The organism is Amycolatopsis sp. NPDC043887 (genome assembly GCF_056435665.1).
Genome location: NZ_JBWKEB010000001.1, coordinates 298,419 through 317,253, shown reverse-complemented (window position 1 = coordinate 317,253; position 18,835 = coordinate 298,419). Strand labels below are relative to the sequence as shown.

The window sequence follows — 18,835 nt, the reverse complement described above, 5'->3', positions numbered from 1 at the left end:
CGCCAAGAAAAAAGGTGTGCCGGGCACTCGCCCGGCACACCTTTCAGCACCTGTTCAGCCCGATCGTCACGGATCTTCGGCGTTCGGGAACAACGGATCCGAAGTCCCCGGGCCGGGCCTCGTCCAGCTCGGCTTCGTCGGCTTGGTGGGTTTCGTCGGCGTCGTCTCGGTCGGCTCGGTGGGCGTCGTCGGTGTCGGGGTGGTCGTCGGCGTCTCGGGTGTCGTCGTCGTCGGCGGCGGCTTCTGGGCCGTCGTCGTCGGCACGTAGCGCGCGTCCTTGCCGATCGGCTTGACGCTGTCGAACTTCTCCGACGGCTTGCCGGTCATGTACCGGGCCATGAAGTCTTCCCAGATCGGACCGGCGATGGTCCGGCCGTAGACCGCCTTGCCGTTCTTGTCGTGCAGCGGCTTGTTGCCGTCGCCGCCGACCCACACCGACGTCGAGATGCTCGGCGTGTAGCCCACCATCCAGGTCTGCGCGTTGCGGTCGCGGTAGCTCGCCGGGTCGCTGTCCTTGAAGTCGTACTGCTGCGTTCCGGTCTTGCCCGCGCACTCGTGACCCTTCGGGCACTTGAGCTTCGAGTACGGGATGACCTCTTCGAGCGCGTCCGTGACATTGCCCGCGATCTGCTTGCTCTTGGCGGCGTCGTCACTGAACGCGGGCGTGCCCTTGGGCGTCGTCTCGTCGAACTCGACCTCGTCCTGCGAGTTGGTCAGCTTGGCGACGAAGTGCTGCTTCTGCCGGACGCCTTCACCGGCGAACGTGGCGAAACCGGCCGCCATGTCCTCCGCGGTGGTGACCGTGCCACCACCGCCGAGCGCGATGTTGATGTCGGGGCTCAGCTTCGCCTTGCCGCCTTCGGCCTCCACCATCACGCCGGCTTCCTTCGCGGCCTTCGCCACCGGGTCGATCTTCGTCTCGTTGCGGACCATGTCGTAGAACACGGTGTTCGCGGAGACCTTCATCGCCTCGGCGACCGTGCACTGAGGACCGCAGCTGGAGCTCTCGCCCGCGTTTCGGACCGTGCGGCCGTCGAACTTCCGGTTGTTGGTGCCGTCGAAGGTTTCGCCGAGGCCTTTGCCCATCTTGAGAAACGCGGCGAGGTCGAAGGCCTTGAACGCCGAACCGGGGTTGTGCGGGACGTTCGCCCAGTCGATGGCCTGGACGTCCTGGCCCTTGTCGTTCTTCGTCCAGTCCGGGCCGCCCCAGTAGGCGACCACGCCGCCGGTCTTGGGGTCTATCGCGACCAGCGCGTTCAGGATGTTCTCGTCCGTCTGGCCCTTCATCCCCTCGGCGACGGACTCCTCGGCCATCTTCTGCGCCTTGGGGTCGATCGTCGTGGTGATCTTGAAGCCGCCCTGGTGCAGCCGGTCCTGGTCGTAGCCGCGGGCTTCGAGTTCGTCGATCACCCGGTTGCGGATGTGCAGGCTCATCGTCCCGGCGTTGTCGGCCTTCGCCTGCGCCTTCGGGATCGGCTTCGGGAACTGCGCGGCGGCACGCTCACCCGGGTCGAGCCACTTGTTCGACACCATCTGATCCATCACGAAGTTCCAGCGCCGCTGCGCGTACGCGTCGTTCTCGGACCGGCTCGGGCCCTGGATCAGCCCGGCGAGCAGTGCGGCCTCGGACGCGCCGAGCTCCTTGGCGGGCTTCTTGAAGTAGGCCTGCGCGGCCGCTTCGATGCCGTTCGCGCCGCGGCCGAAGTAGATGGTGTTGAGGTAGGCGGTGATGATCTCCTCTTTGGACATCTGGTTGTTCATCTTGAAGGATTTGGCCAGCTCGGTCCATTTACGGGTGAGCGTCGGCGCCTCGTTGGCCGTGGCCTTCTTGATGTACTGCTGGGAGATCGTCGAACCGCCGCCCTGGCCGCCGGTGACGTTGTTGTAGACCGCGCGCAGGATGCCGCCGACGTCGAAACCGGAGTTGGTCTCGAACGACGAGTCCTCGGCCGCGTACACGGCCTTCTTGACCACGTCCGGGACTTCCCCGGGCTTCAGCAGGTACCGGCTTCCGCCGCTGGCGGGCGCGATCTTGCCCATCGGGCTGCCGTCGGCGTACATCAGCGTGATCGGCTGGCTCTGCAGGCTCGCGACGCTTTCCTGCGACGGGACGTCCACCAGGAAGTAGGTGATGACGAACGCGATCGCGGGCACCACGACGAACAGGCCGAACATCGCGTAGAGGACCCGTCGGACGATGCGCCAGCGCCGCTTCTTGCGCTGCTTCGGCGTGAGGACCTTCTTCTTGTCGTCCTGCTCGTCTTCGGCGGACTCGTCGTACGCGTCTTCGCCCTCGGCGCCGAACGCGGCGCTCGGGTGACGATCGTCATAGCGGTCGTCGTACGGGTCGTAGCCGTATGGGTCTTCGGTGCCGTTGTGCGCGTGGTGGGTGATGAGTTCCGGCTCGCGCTCGTACGGTTCCGGCTCGACCGGCCGGACCATCGCGGTGGCCTGATCGGCCGGGGCGGGAGGACGGCGGTCGCCGGGCGGAGGCGGCGGCGGGCGGTGCCCGGCGGCGCCGTTGCGGGCACGCTGGTCACCGGCGGCACGGCCACCGGGCGGCGGGGGTCCCTGCCTGCGCGGGGGCATGCCGTTGGGACGGCGCGGGGCCGCGGGACGGCGCGGTTCGCGGGGTTCATCACCGGAGGGCCACTCGGGGCCGCCGGCGTCGCCGCCCGGCCACTGCGGGTTGGCGGCGCGGGGGTGGGGAGGACGCGGGTTCGCCGAGCGGGGGATGCCGTTCGGGGGAGTCCGGCGCTGGGGGCGGCGCGGCGGTTCTTCGCTCGGCCAGCCGGGATCGTCGGTTTCGCCCGGCCATTGGGCACGGCGAGGTGCATCAGGCTCCTGGCCAGGCCAGGAGCGATTGCGGTCGTCGTTCACGAATGGGCCTCCCAGACCGGCGCTTCGGGGGACGCCGCTCTGTGGTCAACTGCGTTTTCGATACCTGTCACTGACCCGCTGTCCTCTGCGACCGGGTCCGTGGCCGGGTGGTTCCCGGATCTCCTGTTCCGAGGACGTAGGACCGCACCAGGTGGTTCCAGTGACAGCTCCCGCAGACCTCGACCTCGTAGACGGTGAACTCCGCGAAGTGCCCGTCCATCCGTACCAGTTCGTCCGGCGTCTTGGCCGATCCGGCGGCGTGCTTGAGCTCGTCGCCGTACACCCACGACACCAGGGTCAGTTCCTCCCGATGGCAGACCGGGCAGTCCTGATCACCTGGTCGGCCGTGGAATTTCGCGGCACGGAGGAGGTACGGGCCCGCGTCGCAGACGTCGTATGTGCCGACCCGTCCGGAGTGGACGCCCTTGAGCAGCGCGCGCCGCTGTAAGGCGTAGTCCACGACCTGCCGCTGGTTTCGCACGCCAACAGAGTACGGGCTCTTGCTGTGTGGTCCACGCCCCGTTGTCGGCGGGACGGTCCGTATGCGGTCGGACACGCCGAAGATTCGATAACTGTCCGATGAATTTCGGTGGGTTTTCCGGGTACTCGTTCGGGGTTAGCTACACCACTTCGATGTATCGGCGCGATATAGTGGGCCGGTAGGTTGACCGAGCCGGTCACGGTGGCCAACGCGACCGGTCGCGGTTTGTTCCCGGAAGGGGGTGCGGTGTGCTCGAGCTCGCGATCTTGGGGCTGCTGCACGAGACCCCCATGCACGGTTACGTGCTGCGCAAACGTTTGCACGAGACGCTCGGGATGTTCCGGACGTTCTCGTACGGCTCGCTGTACCCGACCCTGCGTCGGCTGCTTCGCGCCGGTTACCTCGTCGAGGAGCTCGAAGAGGTGGAAGACCGGGCGTGGGCACGCCGGGGCAAGCGTGTGTACAAGCTCACCGCCGAGGGCAAGGAACGGTTCGCCGAACTGCTCGGCGACGCAGGGCCGCAGACGTGGGACGACGAAGGCTTCGGCGTCCACCTGGCGTTCTTTTCGAGGACACCGGCCGACGTCAGGATGCGAATCCTGGAAGGCCGCCGTCGTCGGGTCGAGGAACGCCGTGAAGGACTTCGGACGGCAATGGCGCGGGCCGAGGAGAAGATCGACCGCTACACCCGTGAGCTGCACCGGCTCGGGCTGGAGTCCAGTGAGCGGGAGGTGCGCTGGCTCAACGAGCTGATCGCGCACGAACAGGCCGAGCAGCGCGGCCCGGAGACCTGAGGCGCTCTCCGAGCGCGCTGCGCATTACCTACAACTGTTGGACTAATGAAGGAGAAACCGGCATGGGCGAGAACCGCCGCGTTCGGGTGGCCATCGTGGGCGTCGGCAACTGTGCGGCCTCGCTGGTCCAGGGCGTTCAGTACTACCGTGACGCAGATCCCAGCACTCGCGTGCCCGGTTTGATGCACGTCGTGTTCGGCGAGTACCACGTCCGCGACATCGAGTTCGTCGCCGCGTTCGACGTGGACGCCAAGAAGGTCAGCCGTGACCTGTCCGAGGCGATCTTCGCCTCGGAGAACAACACGATCAAGATCGCCGACGTGCCGCCGCTGGGTGTCACCGTGCAGCGCGGGCACACCTACGACGGACTCGGCCGCTTCTACCGCGAGACCATCGAGGAGTCCGACGAGACCCCGGTCGACGTCGTCGCCGCGCTGCGCGAGGCCGAGGTCGACGTGCTCGTCTCGTACCTGCCGGTGGGCTCCGAAGAAGCCGACAAATTCTACGCGCAGGCCTGCATCGACGCCGGTGTGGCGTTCGTCAACGCGCTGCCGGTGTTCATCGCCTCCGACCCCGAGTGGGCGGAGAAGTTCCGCGCGGCCGGTGTCCCGATCGTCGGTGACGACATCAAGTCCCAGGTCGGCGCCACCATCACGCACCGCGTGCTGGCGAAGCTGTTCGAAGACCGCGGCGTCCAGCTCGACCGGACGATGCAGCTCAACGTGGGCGGGAACATGGACTTCCTGAACATGAAGGAGCTGGAGCGGCTCGAGTCGAAGAAGATCTCGAAGACCCAGTCGGTCACCTCGCAGGTCGACCGCGAGCTCGGCAAGGGCAACGTCCACATCGGGCCGTCCGACTACGTGCAGTGGCTCGACGACCGCAAGTGGGCCTACGTCCGGCTCGAAGGCCGTGCCTTCGGCGACGTACCGCTGAACCTGGAGTACAAGCTCGAGGTGTGGGACTCGCCGAACTCGGCGGGCATCATCATCGACGCCGTGCGCGCCGCGAAGATCGCGAAGGACCGCGGCATCGGCGGCCCGATCCTCTCGGCTTCCTCGTACTTCATGAAGTCGCCGCCGGAGCAGTACGACGACGCCACCGCGCGCGACGAGGTCGAGAAGTTCATCGCCGGCGAGGCGTGACCCTCCCCTGACGTGGGCTGAAAGCTCCCTTCACCGCCTGTGGGACGTACGTGGCGATTGCCGAGTCCGTGAAGGCCTCCTTGCCAACCCTCAGGGTAGGCAAGGAGGCCTTCACGGACACCGCAGCCGGAAACCCACGTAGGTGCCTAAGACACGGTCGGCTCTAACCCCTCGTCAGCACTCACGATCCGCCCTCAATCCACGCGAATCACTTGAACCGGGCACGGTCCTCTCGGTGAGAGTCCTTGGACGATCACGCGGTTGTTCAGCCCTCCTGCAGCGCCGCCGGCAGGTCGGTGATCTTGCCGACCACCGTGGTCTGCTCCAGTACCGCCGGATCCGGCGGGAAGTGCGGATTCGGCACCGCGTACACCGTCATCCCCGCGGCCAGCGCCGCGCGCAGCCCGTTGGTCGTGTCCTCCACGGCCGCGCAGTTCTTCGGCTCCGCGCCCAGTAGCTCGGCCGCCTTCAGGTACACGTCGGGCGCCGGCTTTCCGGCGCCGACCTGCTCCGACGAAACCGCCGTCGGCACCGGCAGCCGCGTGATGTCGAGGAACGCCTTGATCAGCAGCGGCGGCGACGAGCTCGCGATCGCCACCGGCCAGTGCTTCGCGACCTCGCGCACGACCTCCGGCGCGCCAGGGATGATCGGCGGCTTCTCCGCGTACCGCCGCGCCATCCGGTCGATCACCACCTGCGCGACGTCGCCGGGCCGGAGCTGGACGCCGAGGTCGTGCGCCAGGTAAGCCGCCCATTCCGGGGTGCTCATCCCCTGCATGGCCCTGGTCGATTCCTCCCGCCAGGTGCCGTGGAACTCGTGGACGACCGCCCGGCGGACCTCGTCCCACATCTTTTCCGAATCCACCAGGACACCGTCGAGATCGAAGATCACCGCTTCCACGCCCTCAACCCTAGGCGCTGTCCGGCAAGTCTGTGCGGCAGATTACTTAGCAATGCTCAGTAATTTTAGTTAGCATGGCTAAGTGACCGCGAAAGTCGCCGATCTCGCCCATCGGCTCCGCCCGCTGGTCTTCCGGCTGTACTACCTCGTCCGCCGGGAGACCCCGCAGGTGCGGCTCGCCCTCACGTCGTCCGCCGCCTCGAACGGCTGGGGCTGGTCAGCCGCCATCCCGATCCCGCCGACGGCCGGGCGGTGCTCGTCGAGGTCACCGAGGTGGGACAGCGCTTCCATCGGCGATTGATCGTCGCGAGGGAGGAGTTCCTCCGCGAACGGCTCCTCGAACTCGACGAGACCGACCGCGCCGCGATCGAAGCCGCGCTCCCCGCCCTCACCAGGTTGCTGCACGAAGACAAGAAGGAGGAACTGATCCGCGATGAGCGCTGAGCACCACTCGAGCCTGTTGGACGCCGTCAACGGGGGGCGGGCCCGGAGGGCAGGGGGGTGGGAAAAACACGGGCAGCCCAAACAGGTATGGATCACCGCGTTCGCCGCGGTCATCGCGTTCATGGGCATCGGGCTCGTCGACCCGATCCTGCTGTCGATCGCGGAGGGCCTGAAGGCGACGCCGTCCGAAGTGACGCTGCTGTTCTCCAGCTACCTCGGCGTCCAGGCGGTCGCGATGCTGGTGACCGGCGCGATGAGTGCCCGGTTCGGGGCCAAGCGGACCGTGGTCGCCGGGCTGACGCTGGTCGTCGTCGCCACCGCGTTGTGCGCCGCGTCCGGCTCGATCGAGCAGCTCATCGGGCTGCGCGCGGTCTGGGGTCTCGGCAACGCCTTCTTCATCGCGACCGCGCTTTCGGTCATCGTCGGCGCCGCGACCGGCGGCCAGGCGGGCGCGATCCTGCTGTACGAAGCCGCGCTCGGCGTCGGTCTCGCGGTCGGCCCGCTGCTGGGCGCCCTGCTCGGCAGCATCTCGTGGCGCGGCCCGTTCCTCGGCACCTCGCTGCTGATGCTGTGCGGTCTCGTGCTGTGCTCGATCTTTCTGACCACCGACGCGAAGGAAAAGCGGCCCAAGATCCGCCTGCTCGACCCGTTCCGCGCGCTCAAGCACGGTGGCCTGCTGCGTACGTCCATCGGTTCCGCGCTCTACACCGCCGCGTTCTTCGTGGTGCTGGCCTGGTCGCCGTTCGTGCTGGAGTGGAGCGCCGTCGCCGTCGGCCTGATCTTCTGCGGCTGGGGTCTTTCGGTCGCCGTCGCGGGCGTGGTGCTGGCGCCGAAACTCGCCGCGAGGCTCGGTGAGCGGCACGCGACCGTGGTCGCCGTCTTCGGTTACGCCGTGTTGCTGCTGGTCATGGCGATCCCGAGCAAGCCGGTGCTGGTCGTCGGCATCATCCTGTCCGGTCTGGTGTCCGGCCTGCTCAACACGCTGTTCACCGGGACGGCGATGTCGATCAGCGGCGCCCCGCGTCCGGTCGCGAGCGCCGGGTACAACTTCTGCCGCTGGCTCGGCGGCGCGGTCGCCGCGACCGTCGTAGGTCACCTGGCCGAGTGGTTCGGCGCCAAGCAGGCGCCGTTCGTGATCGCCGCGATCCTGTGCGTGCTGGCCGGCGCCCTGCTGACGATCCGCGAGAAGTCCGCCGACCCGCACACGATTCCGGCCGGGGCGGTCCTCGTGGGCGAAGAGATGTGAATCGGAACAAAGGGTGAACACCGGACCAACGAGGGGTTTCCTCTCGTCGGTCCGGTGCCTTAGCGTCGACCTCCCGAACTGCCTGACCGGAGGTCCGCGTGAAGTTCCTTCCGTTGCTGGCCGGCCACTCACCAAGCCGGGCGTCAGTGACCTGTACCTACCGCTGTGGCGACGCGTGCTTCCACGACGCGCCGAACACGTCGGACAACCCGACCTTCGCCGACGTGCTCGGCGCGGTGAGCCGCCGCGGCGCGTTGAAGGCGACCGCAGTCGTCGCGCTGGCCGCCGGGGCGCCGCTCGCGCTCGCCGCCCCCGCCTCCGCGGCACCGGCGGGCCGTCCGAAACCACCGCCCGGCACCGACTACCAGCGGGTCCAGCCGAACACTCTCGACGCCGTCGTGGTGCCCGAGGGCTACGAACAGGGCATCGTGATCCGCTGGGGTGACGCGGTGCTGCCCGGCGCGCCGGAGTTCGACTTCGACCATCAGACCGCCGAGGCGCAGGCGAAGCAGTTCGGCTACAACTGCGACTTCGCCGCGCTGCTGCCGCTCGACCACTGGGGCCTCTCCTCGCTCCTGGTCACGAACCACGAGTACACCTCGGAAGAGTTCATGTTCCGCGGCTACGACCGGGACAACCCGACCGAGGAACAGGTCAAGATCGCCTGGGCGGCCCACGGGTTGACCGTCGTCCAGGTGACGCGCGGCCGCGACACCGGGCACCTGCGGCCGAAGATGTCCCGCTACAACCGGCGGATCACGCTGCACACGCCGTTCAAGGTCACGGGTCCCGCGGCGGGAAGCGACCTGCTCAAGACCGCCGCCGATCCCACCGGCACGGTGGTGCTGGGCACGATGAACAACTGCGCGGGCGGCGTCACGCCGTGGGGCACGATCCTGTCCGGCGAGGAGAACATCAACCAGTACTTCGGCAACGCGGACACGGTGGCCGATCCGGTGAAGCGCAAGCGCTACGCGCGGTACGGCATCAAGGGCACCGCGACCACCCGCAAGTGGGAACGGTTCGACGCGCGCTGGGACATCGCCAGGGAACCGAACGAGGCCCACCGCTTCGGCTGGGTGATCGAGCTGGACCCGAACGATCCGGACAGTACCCCGGTCAAGCACACGCATCTGGGCCGGTTCAAGCACGAGACGGCGAACATCCGCGTCGCCAAGGACGGCCGCGTGGTCGCCTACTCCGGTGACGACGAGCGCTTCGAGTACATCTACAAATTCATCTCGAAGGGCCGCATGAAGCCGGGCGACAGCGCGCATGCCCGGCGGCACAACATGACCCTCCTCGACGACGGCACGCTCTACGTCGGCCGGTTCACCGGCGACAGCCCGCCCGCCGAGATCGACGGCACCGGGAAACTGCCGAGCGACGGTGAATTCGACGGCGGCGGCGAGTGGATCCCGCTGGCGTCGGGAAACAAGTCCTTTGTGGACGGAATGACCGCCGAAGAGGTGTACGTCTTCACCCGCGAGGCGGCCGACAAGGTGGGCGCCACCAAGATGGATCGCCCGGAGGACATCCAGGCCCATCCGTACACCGGCCGGATCTACTGCGCGCTGAGCAACAACGTCGAACGCGGCAACCCCGGCAAGGAAGGCGCCACCGAGCCCAACCCGCGGCTGAACAACAAGCACGGGCAGGTGCTGGAGCTCGAAGAGCGTCGCGGCGACGCGCTCGCGCTGACCTTCAGCTGGCGGTTGTTCCTAGTGTGCGGTGATCCGGCCTCACCGGACACCTACTTCGCGGGCTTCCCCAAGGACCAGGTCTCGCCGATCTCCAGCCCTGACAACGTGGCCTTCGACCGGCACGGCAACCTCTGGATCTCCACCGACTCGGCGGGCGCCCTCGGCATCAACGACGGCCTCTACTCGGTGCCGCTGGAAGGCCGCAACCGCGGCGAGCTGAAGCTGTTCCTCACCGTGCCCCGCGGCGCGGAGACCTGCGGCCCGATCGTCGAGCGGAAGATCGTCACGGTCTGTGTCCAGCATCCGGGTGAAGTGGACGGCGCGAACGCCGACAAACCGGCCTCCCATTGGCCGGACGGCGGCGAAAGCCAGCCCCGTCCCTCGGTGGTGGCGGTGTGGAAACCGGGCAGGCATGGCCTGGCCGACATCGGTTCTTAGTCGAAAAGCAACGATCTAGCAGTACTTTTGGTCGATGGCGCGCCGCCGGGTCCGGCAGCGCGCCATCGCTCGTTCGCGCGCTGTTCATCTTCTGGCCAGAGCCGGATCGTTTTGGTCGCTTAACGTCACGGCGTTCCCCCGACTGGACTACGTGTACCCACCGCGACCATGGAGGCCCTGTGTCCTTCGAGCCTCAGCGGCTGCTGCCGTTGATCACCTCCCACCCCGGTGGCCGCTCCGCGGTCACCTGCGAGTACCGCTGCGGCAACGCGTGCGCCCACCCCGAGCCGAACACGTCGGACAACGAATACTTCGGCGACGTCGTCAAGAACATGCTGTCCCGTCGTGGCGCGCTGAAGGCCGGCGCCGTGATGGCCGCGGCCGCCGGTGGTTTCGCCGCGCTGTCCGGCACGGCCGCCGCCGAGACCCCGGCTGACGTATCCAGTGCTGCCGCCGCGGGCCACGGCAAGCCGGGCCGCCCCGGACGTCCGGTGCCGGGCACCGACTTCGAAGCGGTGCCGCCGAACACGCTCGACGCGGTCACCATCCCCGAGGGTTACGAGCAGCGCGTCGTCATCCGCTGGGGCGACGCCGTCGAGTGGGGCGCGCCGAAGTTCGACTTCCACAAGCAGACCGCGGCCGCGCAGGCGAAGCAGTTCGGCTACAACTGCGACTTCGTCGGCCTGATCCCGCAGGACCCGCTGGGTATCCGCAACCTCATGGTGGTGAACCACGAGTACACCACCGAGGTCCACATGTTCCCGGTCGACCAGTACGACCCGAAGAACCCGACCGAGGAGCAGGTCAAGATCGCGTGGGCGGCGCACGGCCTTTCGGTCGTCCAGGCCTTCCGCGACCCGATCGGTGGCGCCCTGCGTGTGACGCCGAGCCCGTTCAACCGCCGCATCACGCTGAACACCTCGTTCGAGGTGCGCGGCCCGGCCGCCGGTTCGAAGTACCTCAAGACGTCCGCGGACCCGACCGGCCGCAAGGTCTTCGGCACGCAGAACAACTGCGCCGGCGGCGTGACCCCGTGGGGCACCGTGCTTTCCGGCGAGGAGAACGTCAACCAGTACTTCGCCAACGCGGCCAAGGTCACCGACCCCGTCGCGGCCGCACGCCTGAAGCGGTACGGCTTCTCCGGCACCGAAAGCACCCGCAAGTGGGAGCGGTTCGACAAGCGCTGGGACCTCGCGCAGGAGCCCAACGAGGCCAACCGGTTCGGCTGGGTCGTCGAAATCGACCCGAACGACCCGAACTCGACGCCGATCAAGCACACCGCGCTCGGCCGGTTCAAGCACGAGGCCGCGAACGTCAAGATCACCAAGGACGGCCGGGTCGCCGTCTACTCCGGTGACGACGAGCGGTTCGAGTACATCTACAAGTTCGTCTCCAAGGGCAAGTACAAGCCGGGCAAGAGCGCGCACGCGCGTCGCCACAACTCGGCGCTGCTCGACGACGGCACCCTCTACGTCGCCCGCTTCACCGGCGACAGCCCGGCTTCCGAGATCGACGGTACCGGGAAACTTCCCTCGGACGGCGAATTCGACGGCGTCGGCGAATGGATCCCGCTGGCCTCCGGCAACAAGTCCTTTGTGGACGGTTTCACCGCCGAAGAGGTCTACGTCTTCACCCGCGAGGCGGCGGACAAGGTCCAGCCGACCAAGATGGACCGGCCCGAGGACATCGAGCCGAACCCGGTCAACGGCCGGATCTACGCCGCGCTGACCAACAACAGCCAGCGCGGCCCCGCGGGCAAGGCGAACGTCGACGAGGCGAACCCGCGGCCGAACAACCGCAACGGTCACGTCCTGGAGTGGGAAGAGAACGGCGGCGACGCGGCGTCGACGAAGTTCTCCTGGCGGCTCCTGCTGGTCTGCGGTGACCCGAAGACGGCGGACACCTACTTCGGCGGCTTCCCGAAGGAGCAGGTCAGCCCGATCTCCTGCCCGGACAACGTCGCGTTCGACCGGCACGGCAACCTGTGGATCTCCACCGACGGCAACGCGCTCGGCTCGAACGACGGCTTGTTCTCGGTGCCGGTCACCGGGCCTCAGCGCGGTCAGGTCAAGCAGTTCCTCACCGTGCCGAACGGCGGTGAGGCCTGTGGTCCGGTCGTGACCGATCATCTGGTGCTCGTCGCGGTCCAGCACCCCGGTGAGGACGCGCCGAACTCCGGCAGCCCGGTGTCGCACTGGCCGGACGGCGGCACGTCGCAGCCGCGGCCGTCGATCGTTTCGGTGTGGAAGAAGGGCCGCTGGGGCCAGGTCGGCCGTATCGGCGTCAAGTAGTGGCCTCCGGCGCCCCGATCACTCTCGGCGAGACTTGTTCTGCCTGATCGGGGCGCCGGACGACACCGTTCGGTGATTACGGAACCCTGCCGCGCTCATTAGCTTCAGCCCTGTGAAAAGGGCACTGGTGTTCATGACGGCAGGCGCACTCGTGGCGGGCATCCTTCCCTCGTCCGCACAGGCCGCGACCGTCCCGTCCGGTTGCGCCGGTGGCGCCGCGCCGAACCCGAGCCTCGAGCAGGGCAGCCCGCCCGCCGGCTACACGTTCAACCCCGCCGCCCCGGTACCTCCCGGCACGCCGAGGAGCAAGCAACCCCGGCTGTCGACGGCCAGCGGCTACCAGCCCGACGGCGGCAAATACGCCCTGATCTCGACGCCGGACAAGATGGTCAGCACCGCCTACGCGGCGATGAAGTTCGTGCCCGGCGCCGTCTACACGCTGACCGACTGGACCGGCACGAACGACGGCAACCTCCGGCGCGCGGACGCCGTCCAGGAGACCGGACTGCGGTTCTACGACGGGTCCGGCAAGGTGGTCCTGGAGAACAAGCTCAAGGTCGTGCACGCCGTCGAGGCCGACGGCAAACTGGCCCGGCAGGATTTCCCGCCGTCGATCGCCCCGCCGTCGGCCGGTTCGGTGAAGTTCTTCGCCGCCACCGACCGCAACTGGGTCATGTGGGACTGCGTCCACCTGCGGGTCGACTCGTTCTCGGCGAAGGCGGAGGTGCGGGACCCGGCGAGCGGCGCCTGGGGCGCCACGGCCACCCTCGAGGCGGGCACCACCGCGAACTACCGCTTCACGGTCACCAACGACGGCACCACGACGCTGACCGGCATCAAGGTCGAAGACCCGTACTGCGACGTGAACCCCACCCCGATCGCGACCCTCGAAGCCGGCAAGTCCGCGACCGTCGCCTGCGACCACAAGAACATCACCGAAGCGGACAACGGCCACGTCAGCACCGTGACCGTCTCCAGCGGAACCTTGCCGAAGAAGACCGCGACCACGACCATCAAGGTCACCCCGCCGCCCGCGATCGACGAGATCGGCGAATTCGCCTGGGACGACGTCGACCGGAACGGCCTGCAGGACCCCGGGGAGCCGGGCGTTCAGGGCGTGAAGGTGACTTTGAAGGACGCGTCGGGCACGGCGCTGGGGACGCTCACCACCGGCGCCGACGGCAAGTACCGCTTCACCAAGCTGAAAGACGGCATCTACCAGGTCTGCTTCGACATCGCCGGGCTTCCCTTCACGTACACGGCGAAGGACGCGGGCGACGACGCGAAGGATTCGGACGCCGACCCGGCGACCGGTTGCACCGCGACCACCACCGTCGGCCCTCGCAAACGGATCGACCTGACGCTCGCCGCGGGTCTCGTCGCGCCGCTGAGCAGGCTGGGCGACTTCGTGTGGCTGGACAAGGACAAGGACGGCCTCCAGCGCCGCGACGAGCTCGGCGTTCCGGATGTGAAGGTGACGTTGAAGGACGCTTCCGGCAAGGAGACGGCCTCGACCGTGACCGGGCCGGACGGGCGGTACGCCTTCGAACGGGTGCTTCCGGGCTCGTACCAGGTGTGCTTCGACGTCGGCTCGCGCCGGCTGACCCGGTCCGGAGTCGCGCACCACGACGGCACCGACTCGGCGGCGGACCCCGCGACCGGCTGCACGCCGGTGGCCTCGCCGAACGCGCCGGAGGACCTGACCAGGGACGCCGGGCTGATCGAGCCGTGAATTGTCGGTGGGTGCCGCTAACGTCGTCCACCGTGACTTCCCATCTCGACGCCACCCGCGAGTCCTACGACACCGTCGCCGAGGACTACGCGGCGCGGATCGGACCGCTCTTCGACCGGGAGCCGATCAGCCGCGCGATGCTCGTCGCGTTCGCCGAGCAGGTGCGCGGCCCGGTCGCCGACGTCGGCTGCGGTCCTGGCCACGTCACCGCTCACCTGGCGGCGCTCGGCCTCGACGTCACCGGTGTCGACTTGTCGCCGAAAATGGTCGAGATAGCCCGTCGTCATTACCCTGAACAGCGGTTTTCGGTCGGCTCGATGACCGCCCTGGACTTCCCGGACGGCGAACTGGGCGGTCTCGTCGCCTGGTGGTCGATCTTCCACCTGCCGCCGGAGGAGCTCCCGGCGGTGTTCGCGGAGTTCCGTCGCACCCTCGTGCCTGGTGGGCGAGTACTGCTCGGGTTCCATGTCGGAGACGAGCGGCTGAGCCCGGAGACGGCGTACGGCCACCCGGTCACCTACGACGCCTACCTGCTGGATCCCGGCCGGATCGCGGATCTGCTGGCGCAGGCGGGCTTCGAGGTCACCGCGCGGCTGGCCATGGAAGGGAGGAAGTGGCCACAGTCCTGCCTGTCCGGCCGTGCGGTTTGACTCGCGGGCCGCGGACCTGATCTCCTGCGCACGCAACCGAGGCGGGCGGGGCCATGACGCAGACGAACACGACGACGGGTGAGAACACGCCCGGCTGGCCTTCGCGCGCCTGGTACCTGAGGCCGTCGACCTGGACTTGGTTCGGGTTCGGCCTGGTCCTGATGGTCTACGCCGACCTGGCCTGGCGCCGTCGCTGGATGAGCGACGACGGGCTGATCGTGCTGCGGACGGTCCGGCAGATCCTCGCGGGCAACGGTCCGGTGTTCAACGTCGGCGAGCGGGTCGAGACCAACACGAGTCCTTTGTGGACGGCGGTTCTGAGCGTCCTCGGGCTGCTCCCTGGGGTGCCGCTGGAGTGGGTCTCCGTGGTCACCGGGCTGGTCTTCTCGGTCGCCGGGTTGTTCTTCGGCCTGGACGGCGCCCGGCGGCTCTATCAGCCGCTGGCGTTCCACGGACTCGCCCCCGCCGGGGCGCTGGTGGTCTGCGCGCTGCCGCCGTTCCGCGACTTCGCGACGTCCGGGCTCGAGACCGGGCTGATCACCTTGTGGCTGGGCGGTACCTGGTGGCTGCTTGTCCGCCGTACGTCCACAATGGACGATCTGCGTACCTGGCCGGTCGCGCTGGTCGCCGGGCTGGGGCCGTTGGTGCGGCCCGATCTCGCCCTCTTCAGCGCTGTCGCCTTGGCGGCGTTGCTCGTCCTCGCGCGGCCGGGACGTCGCCACGCGATGGGCCTGATGGCCGTGGCGGCCGCGCTCCCGTTGGCGTATCAGGTGTTCCGGATGGGCTACTACGGTCTGCTGACGCCGAACACCGCGCTGGTCAAGGAGGCGTCGGAAGCGAACTGGGCCCGTGGATGGGCCTACCTTGCCGATCTCGTCCAGCCGTACTGGCTGTGGCTCCCGCTGCTGCTGCTCGCGGCCGCGGTCGTCACGGTTTCGTCCACTATGGACAGAACCTTCGTGGTGCTCACCGCGGTTCCGGTGGCCGGAGCGGTGTTGCTCGCGGTGTACGTGATCCGGGTCGGCGGGGATTTCATGCACGGGCGCATGCTGCTCCCGGCGCTGTTCTGCCTGCTCCTGCCGGTGCTGGCCGTGCCGGTGACGAGGGTGACCGTGGCGCTTCTGGTCGCCGTCGGGATCTGGGCGTTCGTGGCCGCCGCATCGCTTCGCCCGGCGTATTCGGCTTCTCCGCGCGCTGTGGGCGTCACGGACGAGCGAGCGTTCTGGTCACGGTCGACCGGGCACGAGCATCCGATCCTGGCGGAGGACTACGCCGGCCACCCGCTGATGCCGTCGGCGCTGGCGGCCGTCCGGGGTGTGGAAGGTCCGGCGGTGCTGATCCAGGACTACACGACCAGACGCTGGTACGCGTACCCGACGGACCGGCCGTACGTGACCGTCGCGGCGGACAGCATGGGCGCGCTCGGCCTGCTGATCCCGCTCGACATGCGGCTGCGCGACGGTTACGGCCTCGCCAACCCGTTCGCCGCCCATTCGACATCGCTCCCCGGCGGCCGTCCTGGCCACCAGAAATGGCTGCCCCCGGTGTGGGAGCTGGCGAATTCGGCGCGGCTCCCGATCGCCGAAGGCGGTCCGGTCCGCGCCGCGGACGTCGCCGCCGCCCGAGCGGCGCTCGACTGCCAGGCTCTCGTGGCGATCGACGCGTCGGTCCGGGATCCGCTGACGGCCGGCCGCTTCGCGGACAACCTCGCCGGTTCGTTCACCCGCGGCTCCATCCGGTTCCCGAGGGTGGCGACGCCGCCTGTCGTCTGCGCCCCCTGATCACGCGAGTTCGCCGTCTGGACACGCGTTTACCGGTCCAGATCCGAACCCACTAGCGTGGCCGGCATGGCTGATCTCCCCTTGGCTCTCGTCACCGGCGCCACCCGCGGTATCGGTGCCGCGGCCGCCCGCGCGCTCGCCCCGACCCACCGGTTGCTGCTCGGCGGCCGCGACGCCGGCGCGCTCGGCGAACTGGCGGGCACACTGCCCGAGGCGAAGCCGTGGCCGATCGACCTGACCGACACGGAGACACTGGAGACGGCGACCGCCGAAATCGGCGCGCTGGACGTGCTGGTGCACTCGGCGGGCGTGGCGCGGCTCGGCACGGTCGAGACCGCGACCGACGCCGACTGGCGAGCGAACTTCGAGGTCAACGTCCTCGGCGTCGTCACGCTGACCAGGCTGTTGCTGCCCGCGCTGCGTGCTTCGAAGGGGCACGTCGTCGTGATCAACTCGGGCGCCGGGCAGAACGCGCGGCCGGGCTGGGGTCCGTACGCCGCGAGCAAGTTCGCCGTCCGAGCCTTCGCCGACTCCCTGCGCGAGGAGGAGTCCGCGCTTCGGGTGACGTCGATCTACCCCGGTCGCACCGACACCGAAATGCAGCAGGCGATCGTCGCCGACGAGGGCCGCGCGTACGAGCCGGAACGCTTTCTGCGCCCCGAATCCGTCGCGGCCGCCGTCCTCGCCGCGGTCTCCGCCACCGGTGACGCGCACCCGACCGAGGTGACCCTCCGGCCGCGCGGCCTGGTCTAGCCTCGCTTAGCAGCGCGCGGGTTCCCAATGTCGCATTGGGCGCGCGGGCCAGTTGTCCACAGCCCCTCACCGTTGTGGACAACTCCGCCCTGACCAGCACTTTCCCGGGTCCCGCCCCGCCCACCCCCGATAGACTGGCCTCGGGGCCGCCCCCCTGGGACGGGTGGGGGCTGCGTAGGTGAGTTAAGAGCGCAGGCGTGCGGCGGTGTGGGCGACTTCGGCCTGCACCTTGCCGCGGTCCACCCGCAGTGGTTCGCCGTCGCCGACGACCTGCTCGCCCGCCACCCACACGTCGCGAACGCGGCGCGAGCCCGCGGCCCACACCAGGTTCGCGAACAGTTGCGCGTCGGGCACGTCGATACCGGTCGCGAAGGCCGGGTCGTCGAGGTCGACGTGCACCATGTCCGCCCACCGGCCGGCTTCCAGCGCGCCGATGTCGGTCCGGCCCAGCGCGTCCGCGCCGCCGCGGGTGCCGAGCAGGAACGCGTCGGCCGCGGTCAGCACGGTCGAGTCACCGGTCGCGAGCCGCGCGAACATCGCCGAGAGCTGCACTTCCTCCCACAGGTCGATGTCGTCGTTCGACGCCGGGCCGTCGGTGCCGAGCCCGATGGCGACGCCCGCCTTCCGCAGCTCCGTCACCCGGGCGATGCCCGAGGCGAGCTTCGCGTTCGATCCGGGACAGTGCGCCATCCCGACGCCGCGCGCGGCGAACAGCGCGATGTCCTCGTCGGACAGGTGGATCGCGTGCGCGGCCAGCGTCCGGCCCCGCAGCATCCCGACCTTCTCCAGCAGCGCGGGCACCGAACCGTGCGCTTCACGCTGCTTGACGTCTTCGAGCGCCGCCTCGGCCACGTGGATCTGCACCAGCGCGCCACGCTCGGCCGCCGATTCCGCGGTCGCCCGCAGCGCTTCCTCGTTCAGCATGTACGCCGAGTGCGGCCCGTAGCCGACCTCGATCCGGTCACCGGGCCCGAACCGGAGACCGTCGGTGTCGATCCAGCGTTCGATGCTCTTCAGCATCGCGCGCCAGTCCATCCCCGGCAGTTCCATGATCGGCGGGGCCAGCACCACCCGGCCACCGGTGGCGAGCACCGCGTCGGCGAGCTGCTCGCCTTCGAAGTACATCTCCGCGCTGGTCGTGACGCCGTGCCGCAGCATCTCGATCGAGCCCAGCATCATGCCGGTGCGGATGTCGGCGGGCTCCAGCTTCGCTTCGGTGGGCCAGATGATCTCGGTCAGCCACGGCAGCAGCGGCAGGTCGCCGCCCATGCCGCGCAGCAGCGTCATCGGGCTGTGCGCGTGCGCGTTGACCAGCCCGGGCAGGAGGATGCCGCTCAACCGGGTCACGGGAGCGGACGTTTCGGGGGCCCCGGACAGGGGACCGACATGGGTGACGCGGCCCGTCTCGTCCACGTCGACCACGGCGTCACGCAGCAACGAGCAAGCGGGGTCGGCGGGGAGAACGACAGGAGCGTGGAAACGGCGTTGCATATATGGAGCTTACGGACCGTACTCTTTATCGCGCCGACCGCTATCTCGTCGCCAGGGCGTGGCTGGTCATCAATGTCACGGACTTCTTGTCGGCGCCCTGCCGCC

13 protein-coding genes and 1 pseudogene are annotated in these 18,835 nt (G+C 68.8%); 10 read left to right on the top strand and 4 right to left on the bottom strand.

The genetic code is table 11. The features are described 5' to 3' along the window. Positions 1 to 66: 66 nt before the first annotated feature. Both AC069H_RS01630 and AC069H_RS01625 read right to left on the bottom strand, forming a co-directional pair. The gene (locus AC069H_RS01630) at positions 67 to 2,442 is read right to left on the bottom strand and encodes a transglycosylase domain-containing protein (RefSeq protein WP_478231400.1); all 2,376 of its coding nucleotides are present in this window, start codon (positions 2,440 to 2,442) and stop codon (positions 67 to 69) included. A 505-nt stretch (positions 2,443 to 2,947) separates the two neighbouring features. After that, positions 2,948 to 3,361, bottom strand: a complete 414-nt coding sequence (locus AC069H_RS01625) for a DUF5318 domain-containing protein (protein WP_125679417.1) — start codon at positions 3,359 to 3,361, stop codon at positions 2,948 to 2,950. 248 nt (positions 3,362 to 3,609) lie between these two features. On the opposite strand from AC069H_RS01625, the gene AC069H_RS01620 reads away from it, so the two are divergent. Further along, a complete protein-coding gene (locus AC069H_RS01620) occupies positions 3,610 to 4,155 on the top strand; it encodes a PadR family transcriptional regulator (protein ID WP_005168208.1) in 546 nt (181 codons plus the stop codon). A 62-nt stretch (positions 4,156 to 4,217) separates the two neighbouring features. Continuing rightward, entirely contained in the window at positions 4,218 to 5,300 is a 1,083-nt protein-coding gene (locus AC069H_RS01615) for an inositol-3-phosphate synthase (RefSeq protein WP_191255714.1), read from the top strand. Positions 5,301 to 5,565: 265 nt separating this feature from the next. Here AC069H_RS01615 and AC069H_RS01610 read toward each other — a convergent pair whose 3' ends face one another. Beyond that, entirely contained in the window at positions 5,566 to 6,201 is a 636-nt protein-coding gene (locus AC069H_RS01610; RefSeq protein WP_478223984.1) for an HAD family hydrolase, read from the bottom strand. An 82-nt stretch (positions 6,202 to 6,283) separates the two neighbouring features. Here AC069H_RS01610 and AC069H_RS01605 point away from each other — a divergent pair. The 8 genes and pseudogenes from AC069H_RS01605 to AC069H_RS01570 all read left to right on the top strand — a co-directional run bounded on the left by AC069H_RS01605 (position 6,284) and on the right by AC069H_RS01570 (position 17,239). After that, positions 6,284 to 6,645 (top strand): annotated as a pseudogene (locus AC069H_RS01605) (MarR family winged helix-turn-helix transcriptional regulator). Then, positions 6,635 to 7,891 (top strand): MFS transporter, encoded by a 1,257-nt coding sequence (locus tag AC069H_RS01600; RefSeq protein WP_478231011.1) that lies wholly within the window; start codon positions 6,635 to 6,637, stop codon positions 7,889 to 7,891. The pseudogene AC069H_RS01605 and the gene AC069H_RS01600 overlap by 11 nt, the downstream one beginning before the upstream one ends. Before the next feature lie 98 nt (positions 7,892 to 7,989). Then, entirely contained in the window at positions 7,990 to 10,032 is a 2,043-nt protein-coding gene (locus tag AC069H_RS01595) for a PhoX family protein (protein WP_478231010.1), read from the top strand. 179 nt (positions 10,033 to 10,211) lie between these two features. Beyond that, entirely contained in the window at positions 10,212 to 12,323 is a 2,112-nt protein-coding gene (locus tag AC069H_RS01590) for a PhoX family protein (protein ID WP_478231009.1), read from the top strand. A gap of 112 nt (positions 12,324 to 12,435) precedes the next feature. After that, positions 12,436 to 14,055 (top strand): DUF7850 domain-containing protein, encoded by a 1,620-nt coding sequence (locus AC069H_RS01585; RefSeq protein WP_478231008.1) that lies wholly within the window; start codon positions 12,436 to 12,438, stop codon positions 14,053 to 14,055. A gap of 32 nt (positions 14,056 to 14,087) precedes the next feature. Next, positions 14,088 to 14,705, top strand: coding sequence for a class I SAM-dependent DNA methyltransferase (locus AC069H_RS01580; RefSeq protein ID WP_478231007.1), 618 nt, complete (start codon positions 14,088 to 14,090; stop codon positions 14,703 to 14,705). A gap of 53 nt (positions 14,706 to 14,758) precedes the next feature. Further along, positions 14,759 to 16,486, top strand: a complete 1,728-nt coding sequence (locus AC069H_RS01575) for an arabinofuranosyltransferase AftB family protein (RefSeq protein WP_478231006.1) — start codon at positions 14,759 to 14,761, stop codon at positions 16,484 to 16,486. Positions 16,487 to 16,552: 66 nt separating this feature from the next. After that, positions 16,553 to 17,239 carry an SDR family oxidoreductase gene (locus AC069H_RS01570; RefSeq protein WP_478223991.1) on the top strand — a complete coding sequence of 229 codons (687 nt, stop codon included), beginning with the start codon at positions 16,553 to 16,555 and terminating at the stop codon, positions 17,237 to 17,239. Between the two features lie 183 nt (positions 17,240 to 17,422). Here the strand turns inward: AC069H_RS01570 and AC069H_RS01565 are convergent, their stop codons facing one another. After that, entirely contained in the window at positions 17,423 to 18,730 is a 1,308-nt protein-coding gene (locus AC069H_RS01565) for an amidohydrolase family protein (protein WP_478231005.1), read from the bottom strand. Positions 18,731 to 18,835 lie beyond the last annotated feature (105 nt).